The sequence below is a fragment of the Stenotrophomonas testudinis genome (genome assembly GCF_024499815.1).
In the GTDB taxonomy this organism is placed as follows: domain Bacteria; phylum Pseudomonadota; class Gammaproteobacteria; order Xanthomonadales; family Xanthomonadaceae; genus Stenotrophomonas.
This window is the reverse complement of record NZ_JAMOKY010000005.1, coordinates 51,024-67,881: the sequence shown is the minus strand read 5'-3', so window position 1 is coordinate 67,881 and position 16,858 is coordinate 51,024. Positions and strand designations below refer to the sequence as shown.

The following is a 16,858-nucleotide window of genomic DNA, read 5'->3' as shown; positions in this document are numbered from 1 at the left end:
GATGAAGACCAACCACCGGAGTCCTGCCCTGATCGTGCGCGCCCTGCTTCCCCATGCGATGTCCTGCAGCGTGTTCGCCCTGCTGCTGGCCACTCCCCCGGTGCTGGCCCAGCAGAGCGTGCCGGTACCGGCCAACGATGTGCGCTGCGAGGGTGATACCTGCCGCAGCAATGACGGTGAGCTGCTGCGGATCGGTGATGACGCCGATGCGCCGCTGCTGCCCCTGCCAGGCCACAGTGATCCATCGGCCACCGGTAGTGTGCCGCTGGCACCGGCGGTCACCCCCGACGTGTCCGCGCGTGGCGGCCAGTTCATGGCCGAGCTGCCCAACGGCGGCGTGGTCTGGGCCACTGAAGATCCGAGCATGGTGCCGCCCAGCCTGAGCGTGCAGGCCGCGGCCACCGTGCCGTTCGAAAACGGCCGGGTGATCCGCCCGCTGCGCTTCCACAGCTACAACAACTACGCCTCCTTCATCGACAAGCTGGAAGTCACCCTGTACCGCGGCACCGACACCGACCTGGTGACCCCGCTGGCGCGCATCGAGCTGCCGTCCGACTACGTGGGCGATGCCGAATGGGATGGCAGCGTGCCGGAGCAGTTCAAGCTGCGCACCGGTGATGAACTGATCTACGTAGCGCGTGCGTACGGTGCCGGCGGTGCGTTCGATGAAACGCAGATCCAGCGCATCCAGCTGGTCACTCCGGCCGACTTCGACCGTGGCCTGCAGGTGACCCGCGACAACGTGCAGAAGACCCTGGGCCAGGCGCTGGACGGGGCCAACGCGCAGGACCTGCAGGTCAGCAACAGCATCTACGGGCAGAGCATGCTGCGCCTGCAGAACATTCCCATCCACGGCTCGCGCGTGCGCCTGTACGGCCGCAACCTGGAGCCGAACAGCCGCGTGCGCATCAACGGCCAGGATTTCCCGGTCGACCTGGAACAGAAGTTCGCCGCCGAGTTCCTCGAGCCGGTCGGCCAGCACCGCTATGACGTGCGGGTGGAATCGCGCGATGCACCGTCGGCGCAGCGCCAGCTGGACGTGGACGTGACCGGCCGCTACCTGTTCCTGGTCGCCATCGCCGATGTGACCCTGTCAAAGAACAGTGCCAGTGGCAACGTGCAGCCACTGGCCGCCGATGACCGCGACACCGATGGCTTCCTCAGCGAAGGCCGGCTGGCGTTCTACCTGAAGGGCAAGATGCGCGGCAAGTATCTGGTGACCGCGCAGGCCGACACCCAGGACCGCGAGCTGAAGTACCTGTTCCGCGATTTCAGCCGCGCCGATGCGCAGGATGTGTTCCGTCGCCTCGACCCGGACCTGTACTACCCGGTGTACGGCGACGATTCCACCACCTACCGCGACGTCGACACCCAGGGCCGCCTGTACCTGCGCGTGGACTGGGACCAGAGCCAGGCCCTGTGGGGCAACTTCGCCACCGGCATCACCGGCACCGAGTACGGCCAGTACGTGCGTTCGCTGTACGGCGGCGCGTTGAACTGGCGCTCGCTGTCGGCCACGCCGCTGGGTGAAGCGCGTTCGCAGCTGAAGGTGTTCGGGTCGGAAGCGCAGTCGGCGCCGGGCCACAGCGAATTCCTCGGCACCGGCGGCAGCCTGTACTACCTGCGTCATACCGACCTGCTGCCGGGCTCGGAACAGGTGGTGCTGGAAGTGCGCGACCGCACCACCGGCCGCACCGAAACCCGCGCCACCCTGCAGGAAGGCGTGGACTACGAGATCGACGATCTGCAGGGCCGGCTGATCCTGACCCGGCCGCTGGCGCAGCTGACCCGCGAGAACGTGCGCAGCATCACCCGCGACATGCCGCTGGACGGCTACGACCAGCTGCTGCTGGTGGACTACGAATACGTGCCGCTGGGCTTCAGCAGCAACGACGTGACCTACGGCGCGCGCGGCCGCCAGTGGATCGGCGACCACGTGGCGGTGGGTGGCACCTGGGTGGAAGAAAACCGCAGCGGCGAGAACTACAGCCTGAAGGGCGCTGACCTGACCCTGCAGGCCGGCCGCGGCACCTACCTCAAGATGGAGCAGACCCGCACCGATGCGACTGCGGCGCCGGTGTTCTATTCGGACAACGGCGGCCTCAGCTTCATCCGCCGCAATCCGTATGAAGGCCGCCGTTCGGGCAAGGCCTCGGCAGTGGAAGCGCGCGCCAACCTGCGCGAGCTCGGCTGGACCACCCAGGACTGGAGCCTGGGCGCGTGGTGGCGCGACGTCGACGCTGGCTTCTCGGTGGCACGCCAGGACACCGGCCTGCCGATCCAGGAATACGGCGCGGAGTTCCTCGGCTACCTCACCGATGATTTCAGCCTGTACGGCCGCCACACCCGCACCGAGCAGGGCGAACTGGCGCTGGAGCAGAGCCAGCTGACCGCCGAATGGCGGCTGGGCAACGATGGCCAGCTGACCGGCGAACTGCGCCGGGTGCGCGAGGAGCAGGAGCTGCAGGATGTCTCCGCACTGCTGGCGGCGATCGGTTACCGCCAGCGCTTCGGCTCCTCGTGGGAGCTGTACGGCACCGGCCAGGTGACCCTGGACGATGACGGCGGTGCCTACGAGAAGAACGATCTGCTGACCCTGGGCGCGCGCTACCTGTTCGGCGACCGCAGCAGCGTCGGTGCCGAACTGAGCAGCGGCAGCCGCGGCCACGGCGGCAAGGTCGATGCCGAGTACCGCATGGCGCCCGACCACAGCCTGTACGGCAGCTACAGCTACAGCACCGACCGCACCGGCACCGATCCGTTGTTCGACAGCGGCCTGCAGAGCGGCTGGACGGTCGGCCAGCGCTGGCGCCTGAGCAACCAGGTGAACGTCTACAACGAAAGCCAGTACCTGAAGGACCGCCGCCAGGACAGCGCGGGCCTGGTGCACACCTTCGGCATGGACTTCTACCCGGCACAGGGCTGGAACCTGGGCTTCACCCTGATGGACGGCGAGCTGGAATCCACCGTGGGCCGCATCAACCGCCGTGCGTACAGCGTCAGCGGCGGCCGCACCGATGCGGTGGCGCAATGGAGCAGCAAGCTGGAATACCGCCGCGACAGCGGCGCCGAGCAGCGCGAGCAGTGGGTGACCACCAACCGCCTGCTGTACAAGCTCAACGAAGACTGGCGCTTCGCCCTGCGCGCGAACTACGCCGACACCCAGGACCGGATCAATCCGGTGGCCGATGCCAAGCTGGTGGAAACCAATGTTGGCTTCGCCTGGCGCCCGCACGACAACACGCGCTGGGCCGGCTTCGGCAAGTTCACCTACCTCTATGACGTGGCGTCGCTGGGCCAGGAAGGCGGCAACCTGTACGACCAGCGTTCGCAGGTGCTGTCGCTGGAAGGCATCCGCCAGATCGGCGAGCGCTGGGAGATGGCGGCCAAGCTGGCCTCGCGCTGGGGCGACTACCGCACCGGCCGTGGCGAGGGCGCCTGGCTGGACAGCCGCGCCGACTTCGCCGCCCTGCAGCTGCGCTACCGCCTGTTCGCGGAGTGGGAAGGGCTTGCCGAGCACCGCTGGCTGAAGGTGCGCGACGGTGGCGTCCGCAAGGGCTGGCTGCTGGGTGTGGACCGGCGGGTGGGCGAGAACTTCAAGGTCGGCGTGGGCTACAACTTCACCGAGTTCAGCGACGACATGACCGAGCTGAAGTACGACCAGAAGGGCTTCTTCCTGAACATGGCCGGGTATTATTGAGGCCGCCCGAGGGCGGTCCTGCGGCCCTGGGCTGAACGACCGGCAACATCGCCGGGCTGAATGGGGTGGCGCCTTGGGATTTTGCGGCCCAAAACGACCATTCATGCACCTGATTCTCTTCAAGTGGTTGATTTTTAACGAATTCGACCACGGTCGAGCCCGCTCGCCATTGTCATCAATTCGCGATAGGGTAGGGATGTTGAATCGCCCAGTGTTCTGTTCACGGAACACTGGAACTTCCTCCCGCTTTAGCAGTCCAAAAGCCGGACTGCTAAGATGAGCCCTATGAGCCAGAATACCTCTACTGCCCTTGTGGCAAACAATCTCCCGATTCCCAGTGCGCTCGGTTCGCTGGACGCCTACATCGGTGCCGTGCACCAGATTCCGGTGCTGTCGGTCGATGACGAACAGGACCTGGCCCGTCGTTTCCGCGACGGTGACGATCTGGACGCCGCACGTGAGCTGGTGCATTCGCACCTGCGCTTCGTGGTGCACGTGGCCCGCGGTTACAACGGCTACGGCCTTGCGCTGGGCGACCTGATCCAGGAAGGCAACATCGGCCTGATGAAGGCGGTCAAGCGCTTCGACCCCGACATGGGCGTGCGCCTGGTGTCCTTCGCCGTGCATTGGATCCGTGCGGAAATGCACGAGTTCATCCTCAAGAACTGGCGCATCGTCAAGGTCGCCACGACCAAGGCGCAGCGCAAGCTGTTCTTCAACCTGCGCAAGTCGAAGACGCGGCTGGGCTGGATGAACGCGGCCGAAGTCAGCGCCGTCGCCAAGGACCTGAACGTGTCCGAGCGCGAGGTCTTGGAAATGGAATCGCGCCTGTCCGGTCGCGATATCGGTTTCGATGCGCCGACCGACGAGGACAACGATCATGCGCCGCCGTCGCCGGCTGCGTTCCTGGTGTCCAACGACGAAGATCCGTCGATGGCCTACGAGCGCGAGGACAGCGAAGACAACCAGATGCAGCTGCTGCGCGAAGGCCTGGCCGAGCTGGATGCCCGCTCGCGCGACATCATCCGCCGCCGCTGGCTGGATGCCGACAGCAAGGTGACGCTGCAGGAACTGGCCGATGAGTATGGCGTGTCCGCCGAGCGCATCCGCCAGGTCGAAGCGAACGCGCTGAAGAAGATGAAGGCGCTGTTCACCGCGTAAGCGGGAAGGCGTTGGAATGAAGAAAGGCCCGGCAATGCCGGGCCTTTTTGTTTGTGGGGCGTATCCACGCATGGCGTGGATTTGCTCTGAGGGCGGGACGGGGACTGTGCCGACCGCGTCATGCGCTGGATGCTGATGTTCACGCCGTACCACTCGGTGGCACGGCATGATCATGTCGCGCGTATTCCGTACTCGAGCTTTCAATCGCAGCATACGCAGGACCATGCTGTCCGACGCAGCCTTGTGCCGGGCGGTGATGGAAATGGAAGCGGGTCTGGTGGATGCAGATCCTGGCGGAGGCCTCTTCAAAAAATGTGGAACGAGATGCGCTGCAGTTGTACGCATCGGAATTTCTGAAAATGAGCGCGGCACAGTTGAAGCGTGCCGTGGAGTACGGGGATTTACAGGAGATCTGCCATGGCGAAGGCCCTTGAGCGAAGGCGCGCGAGAAGTGCGCTTCCTGAGGCGGTGCACGATGCTGCTGTGAGCCTGCACACGCATGGCTTCATCGACAAACGCCGGTTGAGCAGCTACGAGGCGCTCTGTCTTGAGCCTGTTCCCGACTACAGCAGTGCCCAGATCCGAGCGCTGCGTACCTCGCTGAGGCTCAGTCAGCCGGTCTTTGCAGGCGTTCTCAATACCAGCGTTTCCACCGTACGCAGCTGGGAACAAGGCGAGAAGAAGCCCAGCGGACCATCACTGAAGTTGCTCAACCTGATTGATCGGAAGGGGCTCGAAGCAGTCCTGTAAAGCAAAGGCCCGGTTATGCCGGGCCCTTGCTTTTCCGTGGTGTTCAATCCACGCCAAGCATGAACGACATCAGTGGTAGATCCACGCCATGCGTGGATGCCCTGATGCTGCGCCTGCCTCACCCCTCGCGTGCGATCGCGCGCCAGCCGATGTCGGTGCGGTGGAACTCGTTGGCCCACGTCACCTTGGCCACGCCGGCATACGCGTTGGTCTGCGCCTCGCGCACGCTGTCGCCCAGCGCGGCCACGCACAGCACGCGGCCGCCGGCGCTGAGCACCTGGCCCTGTGCATCCAGCGCGGTGCCGGCATGGAACACCTTGGCGTTGGCGGGCACGTCGTCCAGGCCGGAGATCACGTCGCCGGTGATCGGCGCTTCCGGATAAGGCTTGGCGGCCAGCACCACGCCCAGCGACGGGCGCGGATCCCACTGCGCGTCCACCTGGTCCAGACGACCATCGATGGCCGCCTCCACCAGGTCCACCAGGTCCGACTGCAGGCGCAGCACCACCGGCTGGGTTTCCGGGTCGCCGAAGCGCACGTTGAACTCGATCACCTTCGGCGCGCCGCTGGCATCGATCATCAGGCCGGCATAGAGGAAGCCGGTGAACGGGATGCCGTCGGCGATCATGCCCTGCACGGTCGGGTTCACCACCTCGCGCATCACCCGCGCGTGCACCTCGGGCGTCACCACTGGCGCGGGCGAGTAGGCGCCCATGCCACCGGTGTTCGGGCCGGTGTCGCCGTCGCCGACGCGCTTGTGGTCCTGCGAGGTGGCCATCGGCAGCGCGTGCACGCCGTCGACCATCGAAATGAAGCTGGCTTCCTCGCCATCAAGAAACTCCTCGATGACCACGCGCGCGCCGGCATCGCCGAAGGCGTTGCCCGAGAGCATGTCACGTACCGCATCCTCGGCCTCGGCCTGGTTCATCGCCACGATCACGCCCTTGCCGGCAGCCAGGCCATCGGCCTTGACTACGATCGGTGCACCCTTCTCGCGGACGTAGGCCAGCGCGGCGTCTACCTCGGTGTGCACGGCGTAGAACGCGGTGGGGATGTTGTGGCGGGCCAGGAAATCCTTGGCGTAGGCCTTGCTGCCTTCCAGCTGCGCGGCGGCGGCGGTCGGCCCGAAGATGCGCAGGCCGGCGGCGCGGAAGCGGTCGACCACGCCGGCCACCAGCGGCACTTCCGGGCCGACCACGGTCAGCGCCACGCCTTCGGCCTGGGCCAGCGCCAGCAGGCCGTCGATGTCGGTCACCTTCACCGCCACGTTGCGGCACTTGTCTTCGTTGGCGGTGCCGGCATTGCCGGGCGCCACGATCACTTCGGTGACACGGGAGGACTGGGCCAGCTTCCATGCCAGGGCGTGTTCGCGGCCGCCAGAGCCGATGACAAGTACGTTCATCACGAGATTCCAGATTGCGTGGGAAGGGAAGGGCGATGCCCCCGGCGGCGCGCGTGGTTCACTCGCAGCCCTCGCGTTGCAGCGCGTCGGGGAAGGAATAGGTCCAGGTCTTCGGATCCAGCCTGAAGCGGTGCGTGCGGCGCACGTTGCTGCCGCCACAGCTGCTGCCGGATTCCTCGATCAGCAGCGGCCAGATGCGCGCGCTGCGGTTGCTGTCGTCCATGCGCAGTTCGAAATCAAAGTCGAACATGCGGGTGCGGCAGTCTTCGGCCTGCTCGGCGTCGTCGCAGTCGTAGGCCGCGGTGTTGTCGATGTGGCTGCGCACGCTGCCGGCATCCACCAGACCGTTCGGGCCGGGCAGGATGAAGCTCTGCGTCTGCAGCGAATAGCCCTGGCCGTACCAGCCGCTGACGTTGCGGAAGCCGTAGAAATCGCTGCCGAAGCGCAGGATCTCGACGCTGCCCGGGCGGCCGCTGCTGCCATAGGTGCCGCCGGTCAGCTCGGCCGCCACCTCGAAGCCATCGCCAGACGGGCGCAGCACGTAGTAATCGATGGTGCCCGCATCGGCATGGCCGGCGTCGACCACTTCGCCGCACACCGCCAGCAGCTGCTGCCAGCTGTCACCGCTGACCACCGGCTGTTCGGCGCAGACCGCCCAGTCGACCGGGCGGGTGTCGCCGTCCTGCGTCCAGTTGCCGCGCCAGCCGTCGGACAGCTGCGCGTCCTTGCCGTAACGCGCGGTCAGGAAGGCCTGCAGACGCGCGGTGCGGCTGACATGCCCGGCCGCTGCGGTGCTGGCCGCTGGAAGCGCATCTGCCTGGGGGCCAGAGGCGGGTGCCGGCTGGGCGGCCGGCTTGCAGCCGGCCAGCAGGGCCGCGCCCATCAGAGCAGGCAGGACCAGGGGCTTGATCGAAACTGCGGACATCCGTGTCGCTCCAGGATCAGTGGCGGAAGTGGCGAACGCCGGTGAACACCATGGCCAGGCCATGTTCGTCGGCGGCGGCGATCACTTCAGCATCGCGCATCGAACCGCCCGGCTGGATGACGGCCTTGATGCCGGCGGCCGCTGCGGCGTCGATGCCATCGCGGAACGGGAAGAACGCATCGGAGGCCATCACCGAACCTTCCACCACCAGGTTCGCGTCGGCCGCCTTGATGCCGGCGATGCGCGCGGAATAGACGCGGCTCATCTGGCCGGCGCCGACGCCAATCGTGCGGTTGTCCTTGGCGTACACAATCGCGTTGGACTTCACGAACTTGGCCACGTTCCAGGCGAACAGCAGGTCGGTGAACTGCTTGTCGGTCGGCGCCAGCTTGCTGACCACCTTCAGTTCGTCGCGGGTCATGCCGCGGTTGTCCGACGACTGCAGCAGCAGGCCCGAGCCCACGCGCTTGCTGTCGAAGTTGTTCAGGCCATCACCGTGCGGGATGCGCAGCACGCGCACGTTGGCCTTCTTCAGCGCGTATTCCAGCGCGGCCGGCTCGTAGTCGGGGGCGATCAGCACTTCGACGAACTGGCGGTCGAGGATGACCTTCGCAGTGGCCGCATCGAGCAGCTTGTTGAAGGCGATGATGCCGCCGAAGGCGCTGGTCGGGTCGGTGGCGTAGGCCAGCTCGTAGGCATCGCCGTTGCCGGCACCGACGGCCACGCCGCACGGGTTGGCGTGCTTGACGATGACGCAGGCCGGCGCATCGAACTGGCGCACGCATTCCCACGCCGCATCGGCATCGGCCAGGTTGTTGTAGCTCAGTTCCTTGCCCTGCAGCTGCTGGAACGTGGCGAGGGTGCCCGGCACCGGGTACAGGTCGCGGTAGAACGCGCCGCTCTGGTGCGGGTTCTCGCCATAGCGCAGGTCCATCACCTTCACGAAAGTGGAATTCATCTGCGCCGGGTAGTCGGCACGCGCCGGCACGGCAGCATCGGTGGCGGTGACCGCCGACAGGTAGTTGCTGATGGCCGCGTCGTACTGGGCGACGCGGTTGAACGCGGCCACCGAGAAGGCGAAGCGGGTGCCCGCGCTCAGCTGGCCGTCGTTGGCGTCCAGCGAGGCCAGCAGTTCGGCGTACTGCGACGGGTCGGTGGCCACCGCCACGCGGGCGAAGTTCTTGGCCGCCGAGCGCAGCATGGCCGGGCCGCCGATGTCGATGTTCTCCACCGCGTCGGCCAGGGTGCAGTCGGCCTTGGCGGTGACCGATTCGAACGGGTACAGGTTCAGTACCAGCAGGTCGATGGCGCCGATGCCGTGCTCGGCCATCACCGCGTCATCCAGGCCCGAACGGCCCAGCAGGCCGCCGTGCACCATCGGGTGCAGGGTCTTGACCCGGCCGTCCATCATTTCCGGGAAACCGGTGACGTCGGCCACGTCCTTCACGGCCAGGCCCGCATCGCGGATCGCCTTGGCGGTGCCGCCGGTGGACAGCAGCTCGACGCCGCGGGCGGCCAGCGCGGTGGCCAGCTCGACCAGGCCGGTCTTGTCGGAAACGGAAAGGAGGGCCCGACGGACGGGCAACAGATCAGCAGTCATGGGGACAGGGCAATCGGCAGCGGAGCGGGGCCGATATTGTAGTTCGTGGGGGGCGGTGGCGGGCGCTGCCGGCGCGCTTTGCTGGCCCCGGCAGGGGAAAACGGCCTGCATCGGCATGCCGGGCTGAACACGCCATGGGGTAGGCTATGCCGGAACTGCCAGGGATCAGCGGGTTCAGATCGTGTCGATCTATGCATTGAAAGGACGTTTCCAGGACCTCTTGCGTCCGGCCGTGCGCGGGCTCTACCGCCTCGGCATCACCGCCAACATGGTGACCGTGGCTGCCGCCGTGGTCTCGCTGCTGGTGGCCGCCGCCGTATGGTGCTGCGCGCCCACGCAGCCGCTGCTATACCTGCTGCTGCCGCTGTGGATGCTGCTGCGCATGGCCCTCAACGCCGTGGACGGCATGCTGGCCCGCGAGTTCGGCCAGCAGTCGAAGCTGGGTGCCTACCTGAACGAGTTGTGCGATGTGATCGCCGACGCCGCGCTGTACCTCGCTCTGCTCAGCGTGCCCGGCGTGCGGCCGGAGGCGCTGTGGCTGCTGGCCTGGACCGCGGCGCTGAGCGAATACGCCGGCGTACTGGGGCTGATGGTCGGTGCCAGCCGCCGCTATGACGGCCCGATGGGCAAGAGCGACCGCGCCTTCGTGATCGGGGCGCTGGGCCTGCTGCTGGCGTTCGGGTGGGTTGGCGCGATGACGGTCACTGGCGTGGCTGCGGCCATGGCCGCACTGTGCGTGCTGACGATGATCAACCGCGTCCACCGCGGGCTGCAGGAAGCGGCGCTTCCGCCGCAGTAATCAAGTACATACCAAAAGACAATCTGGAGATTGCATGCGTCAGGCGCAGGAACGGGAATTCCACAGCTTCGACCAGGTACCGCTGTTCTACCGGTACTGGGCGAGCACCACGACCACCACGCCGGCCAAGGCCATCGTGCTGCTGCACCGCGGCCACGAACATTCCGGCCGGGTCACCCACCTGGTCGATGAGCTGGACCTGCCCGACACCGCGTTCTTCGCCTGGGATGCGCGCGGCAACGGCCGTTCGCCGGGTGCGCGCGGTGATGCACCGGGTTTCCCGGCGCTGGTGCGCGACCTGGACAGCTTCATCGCCCACATCGGTGCCGAGCACGGCATTGCGGTGGAGGACATCGTGGTGATCGCGCAGAGCGTGGGTGCCGTGGTGGCCGCCACCTGGGTGCACGACTACGCGCCGCGCCTGCGCGCGCTGGTCATGGCTTCGCCGGCGTTCAAGGTGAAGCTGTACGTGCCGTTCGCGCGCGCTGGCCTGACCCTGATGCAGAAGCTGCGCGGCAACTTCTTCGTCAACAGCTACGTCAAGCCGCAGTGGCTGACCCACGATCCGGCACGTGTGGAAAGCTACCGCACCGATCCGCTGATCACCCGGCCGATCTCGGTGCGCGTGCTGCTGGGCCTGTACGAGGCTGCCGACCGCATCGTGGCAGATGCGCAGGCGATCAGTGTGCCGGTGCAGCTGCTGGTATCCGGTTCGGATTTCGTGGTGCACCGTGGCCCGCAGGACCGCTTCTACGAGCGCCTGTCCAGCCCGATCAAGGAACGTGTGCACCTGCCGGGCTTCTTCCACGATACCCTCGGCGAACGTGACCGCGCACCGGCGCTGGCACGCATCCGCAGCTTCATCCAGGCACGCTTCGCCGAGCCGCTGCGCGAACTGTCGCGGCGCGATGCGCATCGCCATGGGCCGACCTTCGAAGAATCGGAAATACTGGCCTGGCCGCCGGAGCGCAACAGCCTGGCCGACCTGCGCTGGCGCGTGGTGCGTGGCGGCCTGCGCGTCGGCGGCACGCTCTCTGAAGGCATCGCCCTGGGCCTGCAGACAGGCTTCGATTCGGGCAGCACGCTGGACTACATCTACCGCGACGAAGCGCGCGGCAAGGGCCCGCTGGGGCGCATGGTCGACCGCAACTACCTCGACGCGATCGGCTGGCGCGGCATCCGCATCCGTGGCCAGCACCTGCAGGAACTGCTGCGTGACGCCGCCCAGCGCCTGCGCGGGCAGGGTACGCCGGTGCGCGTGCTGGACGTGGCCGCCGGCCACGGCCGCTACGTGCTGGAAGCACTGGGCCAGGGCGAACAGCGCGCCGAACGCATCGTGCTGCGTGATTTCAGCGATCTGAACGTGACCCAGGGCCAGGCGTTGATCGAGCGCCTCGGCGCGTCCGACATCGCCCGTTTCGAGCAGGGCGATGCGTTCGATCCGGTGCAGCTGGCGCAGGTCGACCCGGCGCCGACGCTGGCGGTGGTGTCGGGCCTGTACGAACTGTTCCCCGACAACGATGCGGTGCTGCGTTCGCTGCAGGGCATCGCCGCGACCGTGCCGGTGGGCGTCTACCTGGCCTATACCGGCCAGCCCTGGCACCCGCAGCTGGAATTCATCGCCCGCGCGCTGACCAGCCACCGCGGTGGTGCGGCGTGGGTGATGCGCCGTCGTACCCAGCAGGAAATGGATGAGCTGGTGCGCCTGGCTGGGTTCGAGAAGGTGGCGCAGCGCATCGACGAGTTCGGCATCTTCACCGTGTCGCTGGCGCGCCGGACCGCGTGATGGCGACGCTGGCCGCCACCCCGCTGGCCGTGGCAGGGCGCCCCTGGCGGCGCGCGCTGCTGTGGCTGGTGCTGCTGGGTCCGTTCTTCTTCGCCAGCTATGGCTTCGCCAATTGGATGGCCGGGCGCCACGCCACGCTGCCGGTGATGGCGTTCGCCTGGGAAGCGCACATTCCGTTCGTGCCGTGGACGATCGTGCCGTACTGGTCGATCGACCTGTTCTATGCGATCTCGTTCTTCCTGTGCCGGCAGCGCCTCGAGCTGGACCGGCACGCGCTGCGGCTGTTCAGTGCGCAGCTGATCGCGGTGGCCTGCTTCCTGCTGTGGCCGCTGCGCTTCAGCTTTGAACGGCCGGACATCGGCGGCGTGTTCGGCTGGCTGTTCGATGTGCTGCTGGGTTTCGACAAGCCGTTCAACCAGGCGCCGTCGCTGCACATCGTGCTGCTGATCGTGCTGTGGGTGAAGTACGCGCAGTACCTGCAGGGCGCGTGGCGCTGGCTGCTGCACGGCTGGGCGCTGCTGATCGGCGTTTCGGTGCTGACCACCTTCCAGCACCACTTCATCGATGTGCCCACCGGGCTGCTGGCCGGCTGGCTGTGCGTGTGGCTGTGGCCGGAGCAGGGCACGCCGCCGCTGCGGGCGTGGCGCACGGCGCGCGATCCAAAGCGCTGGCGCCTGGCCTCGTCCTATCTGCTGGGCGCGGCCGTGCTGCTGGTGCCGGTGGTGATGCTGGGCGGCGCGGCACTGTGGCTGCTGTGGCCGGTGGTGTCGCTGCTGCTGGTGGCGCTGGCCTATGCCGGGCTGGGCACGGCGGTGTTCCAGAAGCGCGCCGATGGGCGACTGACCATGGCCGCGCGCTGGCTGCTGGCGCCGTACCTGGCCGCGGCCTGGATCAATTCGCGGTTGTGGACGCGCAGTGCGCCGCAGCCGGTCGAGGTGGCAGGCGGGGTGTGGCTGGGCCGCATTCCCTGCGCCGCGCTGCCAGCGCCGTTGCGTGGCGTGGTCGATGCCTGTGCCGAGCTGTCCTGCAAGGCGCCGGGTGCGGCCCATGCCAGCGTGCCGATGCTGGATCTGGTGGTGCCCACGCCGGCGCAGCTGGCCGAGGCCGCCGATGCCATCGAAGCGCTGCGTGCGCAGGGGCCGCTGCTGGTGTGCTGCGCGCTGGGCTATTCGCGCAGTGCGGCCAGCGTCGCTACCTGGCTGCTGCGTACCGGCCGGGTGCGCAGCGCCGCCGAGGCAGTGGCGCGGGTGCGTGCCGCGCGGCCGTCCATTGTCCTGCATGACGTTCACCTACAGACCATCGCGGCCGCCGCCACACGGGAGAGCAACGCATGAGTACCGCTGCCGATCTGCCGATGATGCACCTGCTGCTGCGCCAGGGCCGGTTGCCTGCCGCGCTGTCACTGGGCCTGCTGCTGGTGGCGCTGTTGCTGCTGGGCATCGAGCCCGGCCTGGCGATGTTCGCCGCCGGCCTGCTGTTGCTGAGCGTGGCCGTGGGTGTGGTGCAGGCGTACTACGCGGTTCGGGTGCAGCTGGATGCCAGCCTGCTGCAGCTGCTGTTGCGCGAAGACCTGCAGGGCGATGCCGCGGCCGAGCGGGTGGACGCGGCCCTGCACACCGCCGGCCTGCGCCGCCGCGATGCGCAGGCGCCGGTGCGCGGCTGGGACGCACGCTGGATCGGCATGCGCCGCCTGCTGGTGCACCAGTACGTGGCCACGCTGCTGCAGTTTTCGGTGCTCCTGCTGGCCGTGCTGTGGCCGCAGACCTGAGCGGAGGTATCGATGTTTGCTGAGCTGATCGCCCGCGCCTGCAGTGGCGCGATCCATGGGGTGACCGGTGCGCGCGCGCTGTGGATCGGCTGTGCACCGTCCAGCGAACACCGCGTGTACTACGGCAACCATGCCAGCCATGGTGACTTCGTGCTGATCTGGTCGTCGATGCCGCCGGCACTGCGTCGCCAGGTGCGGCCCGTCGCCGCCGCCGAGTACTGGCAGGGCGATGCGCTGCGCCGTTACCTGATCGATGCGGTGTTCAACGGCGTGCTGGTCGAGCGCGACGCCGCGCGGCGCCAGCAGGATCCGCTGCAGGGGCTGCGCGATGCGGTGGACGAGGGATGTTCGTTGATCCTGTTCCCGGAAGGCACGCGCAATATCGGCGAGGAACCGCTGCTGCCGTTCAAAAGTGGCATCTATCATCTGGCGCGGCAGCGCCCGGAACTGGAGTTCGTACCGGTGTGGATCGACAACCTGAAACGGGTGATGCCCAAGGGGCGTTTCCTGCCACTGCCGCTGCTGTGCACGGCGACCTTCGGCACGCCGCTGCGCCTGCAGGCCGATGAGGACAAGGCCGCGTTCCTCGCGCGCAGCCGCCAGGCGCTGCTCGACCTGGCACCGAACGGAGGCCGCGCATGAGTTTCCTGCTGGATGTATCCGGCGACCTGGCCACGCAGAGCGTGGGCCAGCAGACCGGCCTGTTGTTTGCTGGTGTCGGTGCGGTGCTGGTGCTGGCCACGCTGGTATCGGAGACGCTGCGCTGGCGCCAGCGCGAGAGCCCCAGCGCGGTCATCGCCAACCTCGTCTCGCGCATCCGCGCGTGGTGGGTGATGGCCATCGTGGTGGGCGGTGCGCTGCTGTTCGGCCGCGCCGGGGTGATCGTGCTGTTCGCGATCATCTCGCTGTTCGCGCTGCGCGAGTTCATCACCCTTGCGCCCACGCGTTCGGGTGATTACTACGCGCTGCTGGCCGCGTTCTACATCGTGCTGCCATGGCAGTATTACCTGGTGTGGATCGACTGGTACGGCATGTACACGCTGCTGATTCCGGTCTATGCGTTCCTGTTCCTGCCGATCCTGTCGACCATCGGCGGCGACACCACGCACTACCTGGAACGCACGGCCAAGGTGCAGTGGGGGCTGATGATCTGCGTGTTCTGCATTTCGCACGTGCCGCTGCTGCTGAACCTGCACGTGCCCGGCCACGACCCGTCGCGCAACGTGCTGCTGTTCGCCTTCCTGGTGATCGTGGTGCAGTCCTCGGACGTGCTGCAGTACATCTGGGGCAAGCTGCTGGGCAAGCGCCTGATCGCTCCGAAGCTGTCGCCGTCGAAGACGGTGGAAGGCTTCGTCGGCGGCGTGCTCAGTGCCAGCGCGCTGGGTGCGGCGCTGTGGTGGATCACCCCATTCACGCCGCTGCAGGCATTCGGCCTGTCGCTGCTGATCAACCTGATGGGATTCTGGGGTGGCCTGGTGATGTCGGCGATCAAGCGCGACCGCGGCATCAAGGACTGGGGCCACATGATCGAGGGCCATGGCGGCATGCTCGACCGGCTGGATTCAGTGTGCTTCGCCGCGCCGGTGTTCTTCCATGTGGTGCGGTATTACTGGAAGGCGGGCGGGGTGGGGTGATCAACCCGGGGTCGGATCCCTTCGCACGGCGAAGGGCTCTGACCCCTATTTCGATTCCGTCGGGTTCTCATCCACGCATGGCGTGGATCTACTGCCGGCATCGGTAGCGCCGGGCCATGCCCGGCGGGCCGCGTTTACGCGCTGATGCCGTATTCCTTCAGCTTCTTGCGCAGCGTGGCGCGGTGGATGCCCAGCATCGCCGCGGCGCGGCTCTGGTTGCCTTCGCAGTGGTTGAGCACTTCCACGAACAGCGGAATCTCCATCTCGCGCAGCACGATCTCGTAGACATCGTCCGCGTCGCAGCCATCGAGGTCACGAAGGTAGCGGCGCACGGACTGGGCGACGTGTTCACGCAGCGGTGGCCGGGCACCGCCACGACTGTTGTCAGGACGAGAAAGGACAGCGTTCAAGGGGGTTCCCGATTCGGTGGCCCGTGCGCGCGGAGCGCGCGGCCGGACGAGGTTGTGGCGGCCAGTCTAGCGCGAGCGTGCCCGACCTGCCACGGCTGGACGCCTTCGTCCCGCTCAAAGGAACTCGAAGGTGAATGCGACCGTGGAGGCCGCAGGCTCCTGTACGCGGAAGGCGATGCGTGCGCTCTGCCCCGGTTCCAGCAGGGCCGCGCCGGGGTTCTCGCCCAGGTACTGCGCGGGCGGGAACACACCGGTGCCGATCACCCGGCCATCGGCATCAGCCAGTGACAGGCGCAGGTCGGGCCATGCCTGCGCCCAGCGCGCATCGTTGCGGATGCTGGCCTGGACCTGCAGCACACCGGCCTGCCCGGGCAGCGGACGGATCTCGCGGCTGGTCATGGTCAGTGCGGTCGGTTCGCGCCACGCCGGCAGGCTGCAGCGCAGGACACCGCACAGCGCACTGACCCACGGGCGGTGCGCGGCATCAGCAGCCAGTCGCGCGCGATCGGCCAGCACGCTCTGCAGCACCAGCAGCAGTGCCAGCACGGCTACCATTGCCCAGTGCCAGCGCGGCGTCGGCAGGGCACGCGGGCGGGCGCCGAGAAAGCTGGGTGCATCGCTGGCGGGTGCGACCGACGCAGGCGCGTCGATGCGGGAGGACGGTTCGATGACAGTGTCATCGGACTGTCGCGTCTGCGGCGGTGGCGGTGTGTCCACCACCGGTTCGGCCGGCAGTTCCAACGGTGCCGTCTGATCGAGGGTGGCATCCGTCGTGTCGTCAGCGGGTTCCTGCGCCTGCCCGGTGTCGGGCGGCGCATCGGTTCCCGGCGCGGAACGCAGGAAGGTGGCAAGCGGACGACGCGGCGGGTTCGGCTCGGACATGCTCAGGGCGCGGGCTCGGATCCAGCGGTCATTCAACCACG

At 67.5% G+C, this 16,858-nt stretch carries 15 protein-coding genes and 1 pseudogene; 11 read left to right on the top strand and 5 right to left on the bottom strand.

Features of this window, described 5'->3' with window-relative positions; genetic code table 11:
* Position 1 precedes the first annotated feature (1 nt).
* The 5 genes and pseudogenes from NQ204_RS05060 (at position 2) to NQ204_RS05045 (ending at position 5,611) form a co-directional block, all read left to right on the top strand.
* The gene (locus NQ204_RS05060) at positions 2 to 3,700 is read left to right on the top strand and encodes a TonB-dependent receptor (RefSeq protein ID WP_243402647.1); all 3,699 of its coding nucleotides are present in this window, start codon (positions 2 to 4) and stop codon (positions 3,698 to 3,700) included.
* Positions 3,701 to 3,985: 285 nt separating this feature from the next.
* A complete protein-coding gene (rpoH, locus tag NQ204_RS05055; RefSeq protein WP_256643255.1) occupies positions 3,986 to 4,861 on the top strand; it encodes an RNA polymerase sigma factor RpoH in 876 nt (291 codons plus the stop codon).
* Between the two features lie 166 nt (positions 4,862 to 5,027).
* Positions 5,028 to 5,114, top strand: a pseudogene (locus NQ204_RS19620) (type II toxin-antitoxin system RelE/ParE family toxin); the annotation flags it as partial.
* A gap of 28 nt (positions 5,115 to 5,142) precedes the next feature.
* On the top strand, positions 5,143 to 5,295 hold the full coding sequence (locus NQ204_RS05050; protein ID WP_256643298.1) for a hypothetical protein: 153 nt from the start codon (positions 5,143 to 5,145) through the stop codon (positions 5,293 to 5,295).
* Positions 5,279 to 5,611: a helix-turn-helix domain-containing protein gene (locus NQ204_RS05045; RefSeq protein WP_116862887.1), complete on the top strand. Its 333-nt coding sequence runs from the start codon at positions 5,279 to 5,281 to the stop codon at positions 5,609 to 5,611. Before NQ204_RS05050 ends, NQ204_RS05045 begins: the two co-directional genes overlap by 17 nt.
* A 118-nt stretch (positions 5,612 to 5,729) precedes the next feature.
* Here NQ204_RS05045 and purD read toward each other — a convergent pair whose 3' ends face one another.
* From purD to purH, 3 genes are read right to left on the bottom strand one after another with little or no spacing between them, the layout of a single operon-like run.
* Entirely contained in the window at positions 5,730 to 7,013 is a 1,284-nt protein-coding gene (gene purD, locus NQ204_RS05040) for a phosphoribosylamine--glycine ligase (RefSeq protein ID WP_256643254.1), read from the bottom strand.
* Positions 7,014 to 7,071: 58 nt separating this feature from the next.
* Complete coding sequence (locus NQ204_RS05035; protein WP_256643253.1) at positions 7,072 to 7,938, bottom strand: hypothetical protein; 867 nt, start codon at positions 7,936 to 7,938, stop codon at positions 7,072 to 7,074.
* 16 nt (positions 7,939 to 7,954) lie between these two features.
* Positions 7,955 to 9,538: a bifunctional phosphoribosylaminoimidazolecarboxamide formyltransferase/IMP cyclohydrolase gene (gene purH, locus NQ204_RS05030; protein WP_256643252.1), complete on the bottom strand. Its 1,584-nt coding sequence runs from the start codon at positions 9,536 to 9,538 to the stop codon at positions 7,955 to 7,957.
* Positions 9,539 to 9,719: 181 nt separating this feature from the next.
* Between purH and NQ204_RS05025 the strand changes: the two genes are divergently transcribed.
* The 6 genes from NQ204_RS05025 to NQ204_RS05000 are packed head-to-tail and all read left to right on the top strand — an operon-like array spanning position 9,720 to position 15,525.
* Positions 9,720 to 10,337, top strand: a complete 618-nt coding sequence (locus NQ204_RS05025) for a CDP-alcohol phosphatidyltransferase family protein (RefSeq protein WP_256643251.1) — start codon at positions 9,720 to 9,722, stop codon at positions 10,335 to 10,337.
* A 34-nt stretch (positions 10,338 to 10,371) separates the two neighbouring features.
* Positions 10,372 to 12,123: a bifunctional alpha/beta hydrolase/class I SAM-dependent methyltransferase gene (locus tag NQ204_RS05020; RefSeq protein WP_256643250.1), complete on the top strand. Its 1,752-nt coding sequence runs from the start codon at positions 10,372 to 10,374 to the stop codon at positions 12,121 to 12,123.
* The gene (locus NQ204_RS05015) at positions 12,123 to 13,457 is read left to right on the top strand and encodes a phosphatase PAP2/dual specificity phosphatase family protein (RefSeq protein ID WP_256643249.1); all 1,335 of its coding nucleotides are present in this window, start codon (positions 12,123 to 12,125) and stop codon (positions 13,455 to 13,457) included. The genes NQ204_RS05020 and NQ204_RS05015 overlap by 1 nt, the downstream gene beginning before the upstream one ends.
* On the top strand, positions 13,454 to 13,891 hold the full coding sequence (locus tag NQ204_RS05010; RefSeq protein ID WP_256643248.1) for a hypothetical protein: 438 nt from the start codon (positions 13,454 to 13,456) through the stop codon (positions 13,889 to 13,891). Before NQ204_RS05015 ends, NQ204_RS05010 begins: the two co-directional genes overlap by 4 nt.
* A 12-nt stretch (positions 13,892 to 13,903) precedes the next feature.
* Entirely contained in the window at positions 13,904 to 14,533 is a 630-nt protein-coding gene (locus tag NQ204_RS05005; protein ID WP_116862879.1) for a lysophospholipid acyltransferase family protein, read from the top strand.
* On the top strand, positions 14,530 to 15,525 hold the full coding sequence (locus NQ204_RS05000) for a phosphatidate cytidylyltransferase (protein WP_116862878.1): 996 nt from the start codon (positions 14,530 to 14,532) through the stop codon (positions 15,523 to 15,525). Before NQ204_RS05005 ends, NQ204_RS05000 begins: the two co-directional genes overlap by 4 nt.
* Positions 15,526 to 15,659: 134 nt before the next feature.
* On the opposite strand, the gene fis is transcribed toward NQ204_RS05000, so the two are convergent.
* Positions 15,660 to 15,935 (bottom strand): DNA-binding transcriptional regulator Fis, encoded by a 276-nt coding sequence (gene fis / locus NQ204_RS04995; protein WP_116862877.1) that lies wholly within the window; start codon positions 15,933 to 15,935, stop codon positions 15,660 to 15,662.
* A 114-nt stretch (positions 15,936 to 16,049) separates the two neighbouring features.
* Complete coding sequence (locus NQ204_RS04990) at positions 16,050 to 16,817, bottom strand: DUF3426 domain-containing protein (RefSeq protein WP_256643247.1); 768 nt, start codon at positions 16,815 to 16,817, stop codon at positions 16,050 to 16,052.
* Between the last annotated feature and the right edge of the window lie 41 nt (positions 16,818 to 16,858).

Coding starts and splice junctions, on each gene's coding strand:
- NQ204_RS04990 (WP_256643247.1), bottom strand. CDS start 16,817: ATGTCCGAGCCGAACCCGCCGCGTCGTCCGCTTGCCACCTTCCTGCGT.
- NQ204_RS05010 (WP_256643248.1), top strand. CDS start 13,454: ATGAGTACCGCTGCCGATCTGCCGATGATGCACCTGCTGCTGCGCCAG.
- NQ204_RS05060 (WP_243402647.1), top strand. CDS start 2: ATGAAGACCAACCACCGGAGTCCTGCCCTGATCGTGCGCGCCCTGCTT.
- NQ204_RS05015 (WP_256643249.1), top strand. CDS start 12,123: ATGGCGACGCTGGCCGCCACCCCGCTGGCCGTGGCAGGGCGCCCCTGG.
- NQ204_RS05045 (WP_116862887.1), top strand. CDS start 5,279: ATGGCGAAGGCCCTTGAGCGAAGGCGCGCGAGAAGTGCGCTTCCTGAG.
- NQ204_RS05020 (WP_256643250.1), top strand. CDS start 10,372: ATGCGTCAGGCGCAGGAACGGGAATTCCACAGCTTCGACCAGGTACCG.
- purH (WP_256643252.1), bottom strand. CDS start 9,538: ATGACTGCTGATCTGTTGCCCGTCCGTCGGGCCCTCCTTTCCGTTTCC.
- NQ204_RS05050 (WP_256643298.1), top strand. CDS start 5,143: ATGCAGATCCTGGCGGAGGCCTCTTCAAAAAATGTGGAACGAGATGCG.
- NQ204_RS05005 (WP_116862879.1), top strand. CDS start 13,904: ATGTTTGCTGAGCTGATCGCCCGCGCCTGCAGTGGCGCGATCCATGGG.
- NQ204_RS05035 (WP_256643253.1), bottom strand. CDS start 7,938: ATGTCCGCAGTTTCGATCAAGCCCCTGGTCCTGCCTGCTCTGATGGGC.
- purD (WP_256643254.1), bottom strand. CDS start 7,013: ATGAACGTACTTGTCATCGGCTCTGGCGGCCGCGAACACGCCCTGGCA.
- rpoH (WP_256643255.1), top strand. CDS start 3,986: ATGAGCCAGAATACCTCTACTGCCCTTGTGGCAAACAATCTCCCGATT.
- NQ204_RS05000 (WP_116862878.1), top strand. CDS start 14,530: ATGAGTTTCCTGCTGGATGTATCCGGCGACCTGGCCACGCAGAGCGTG.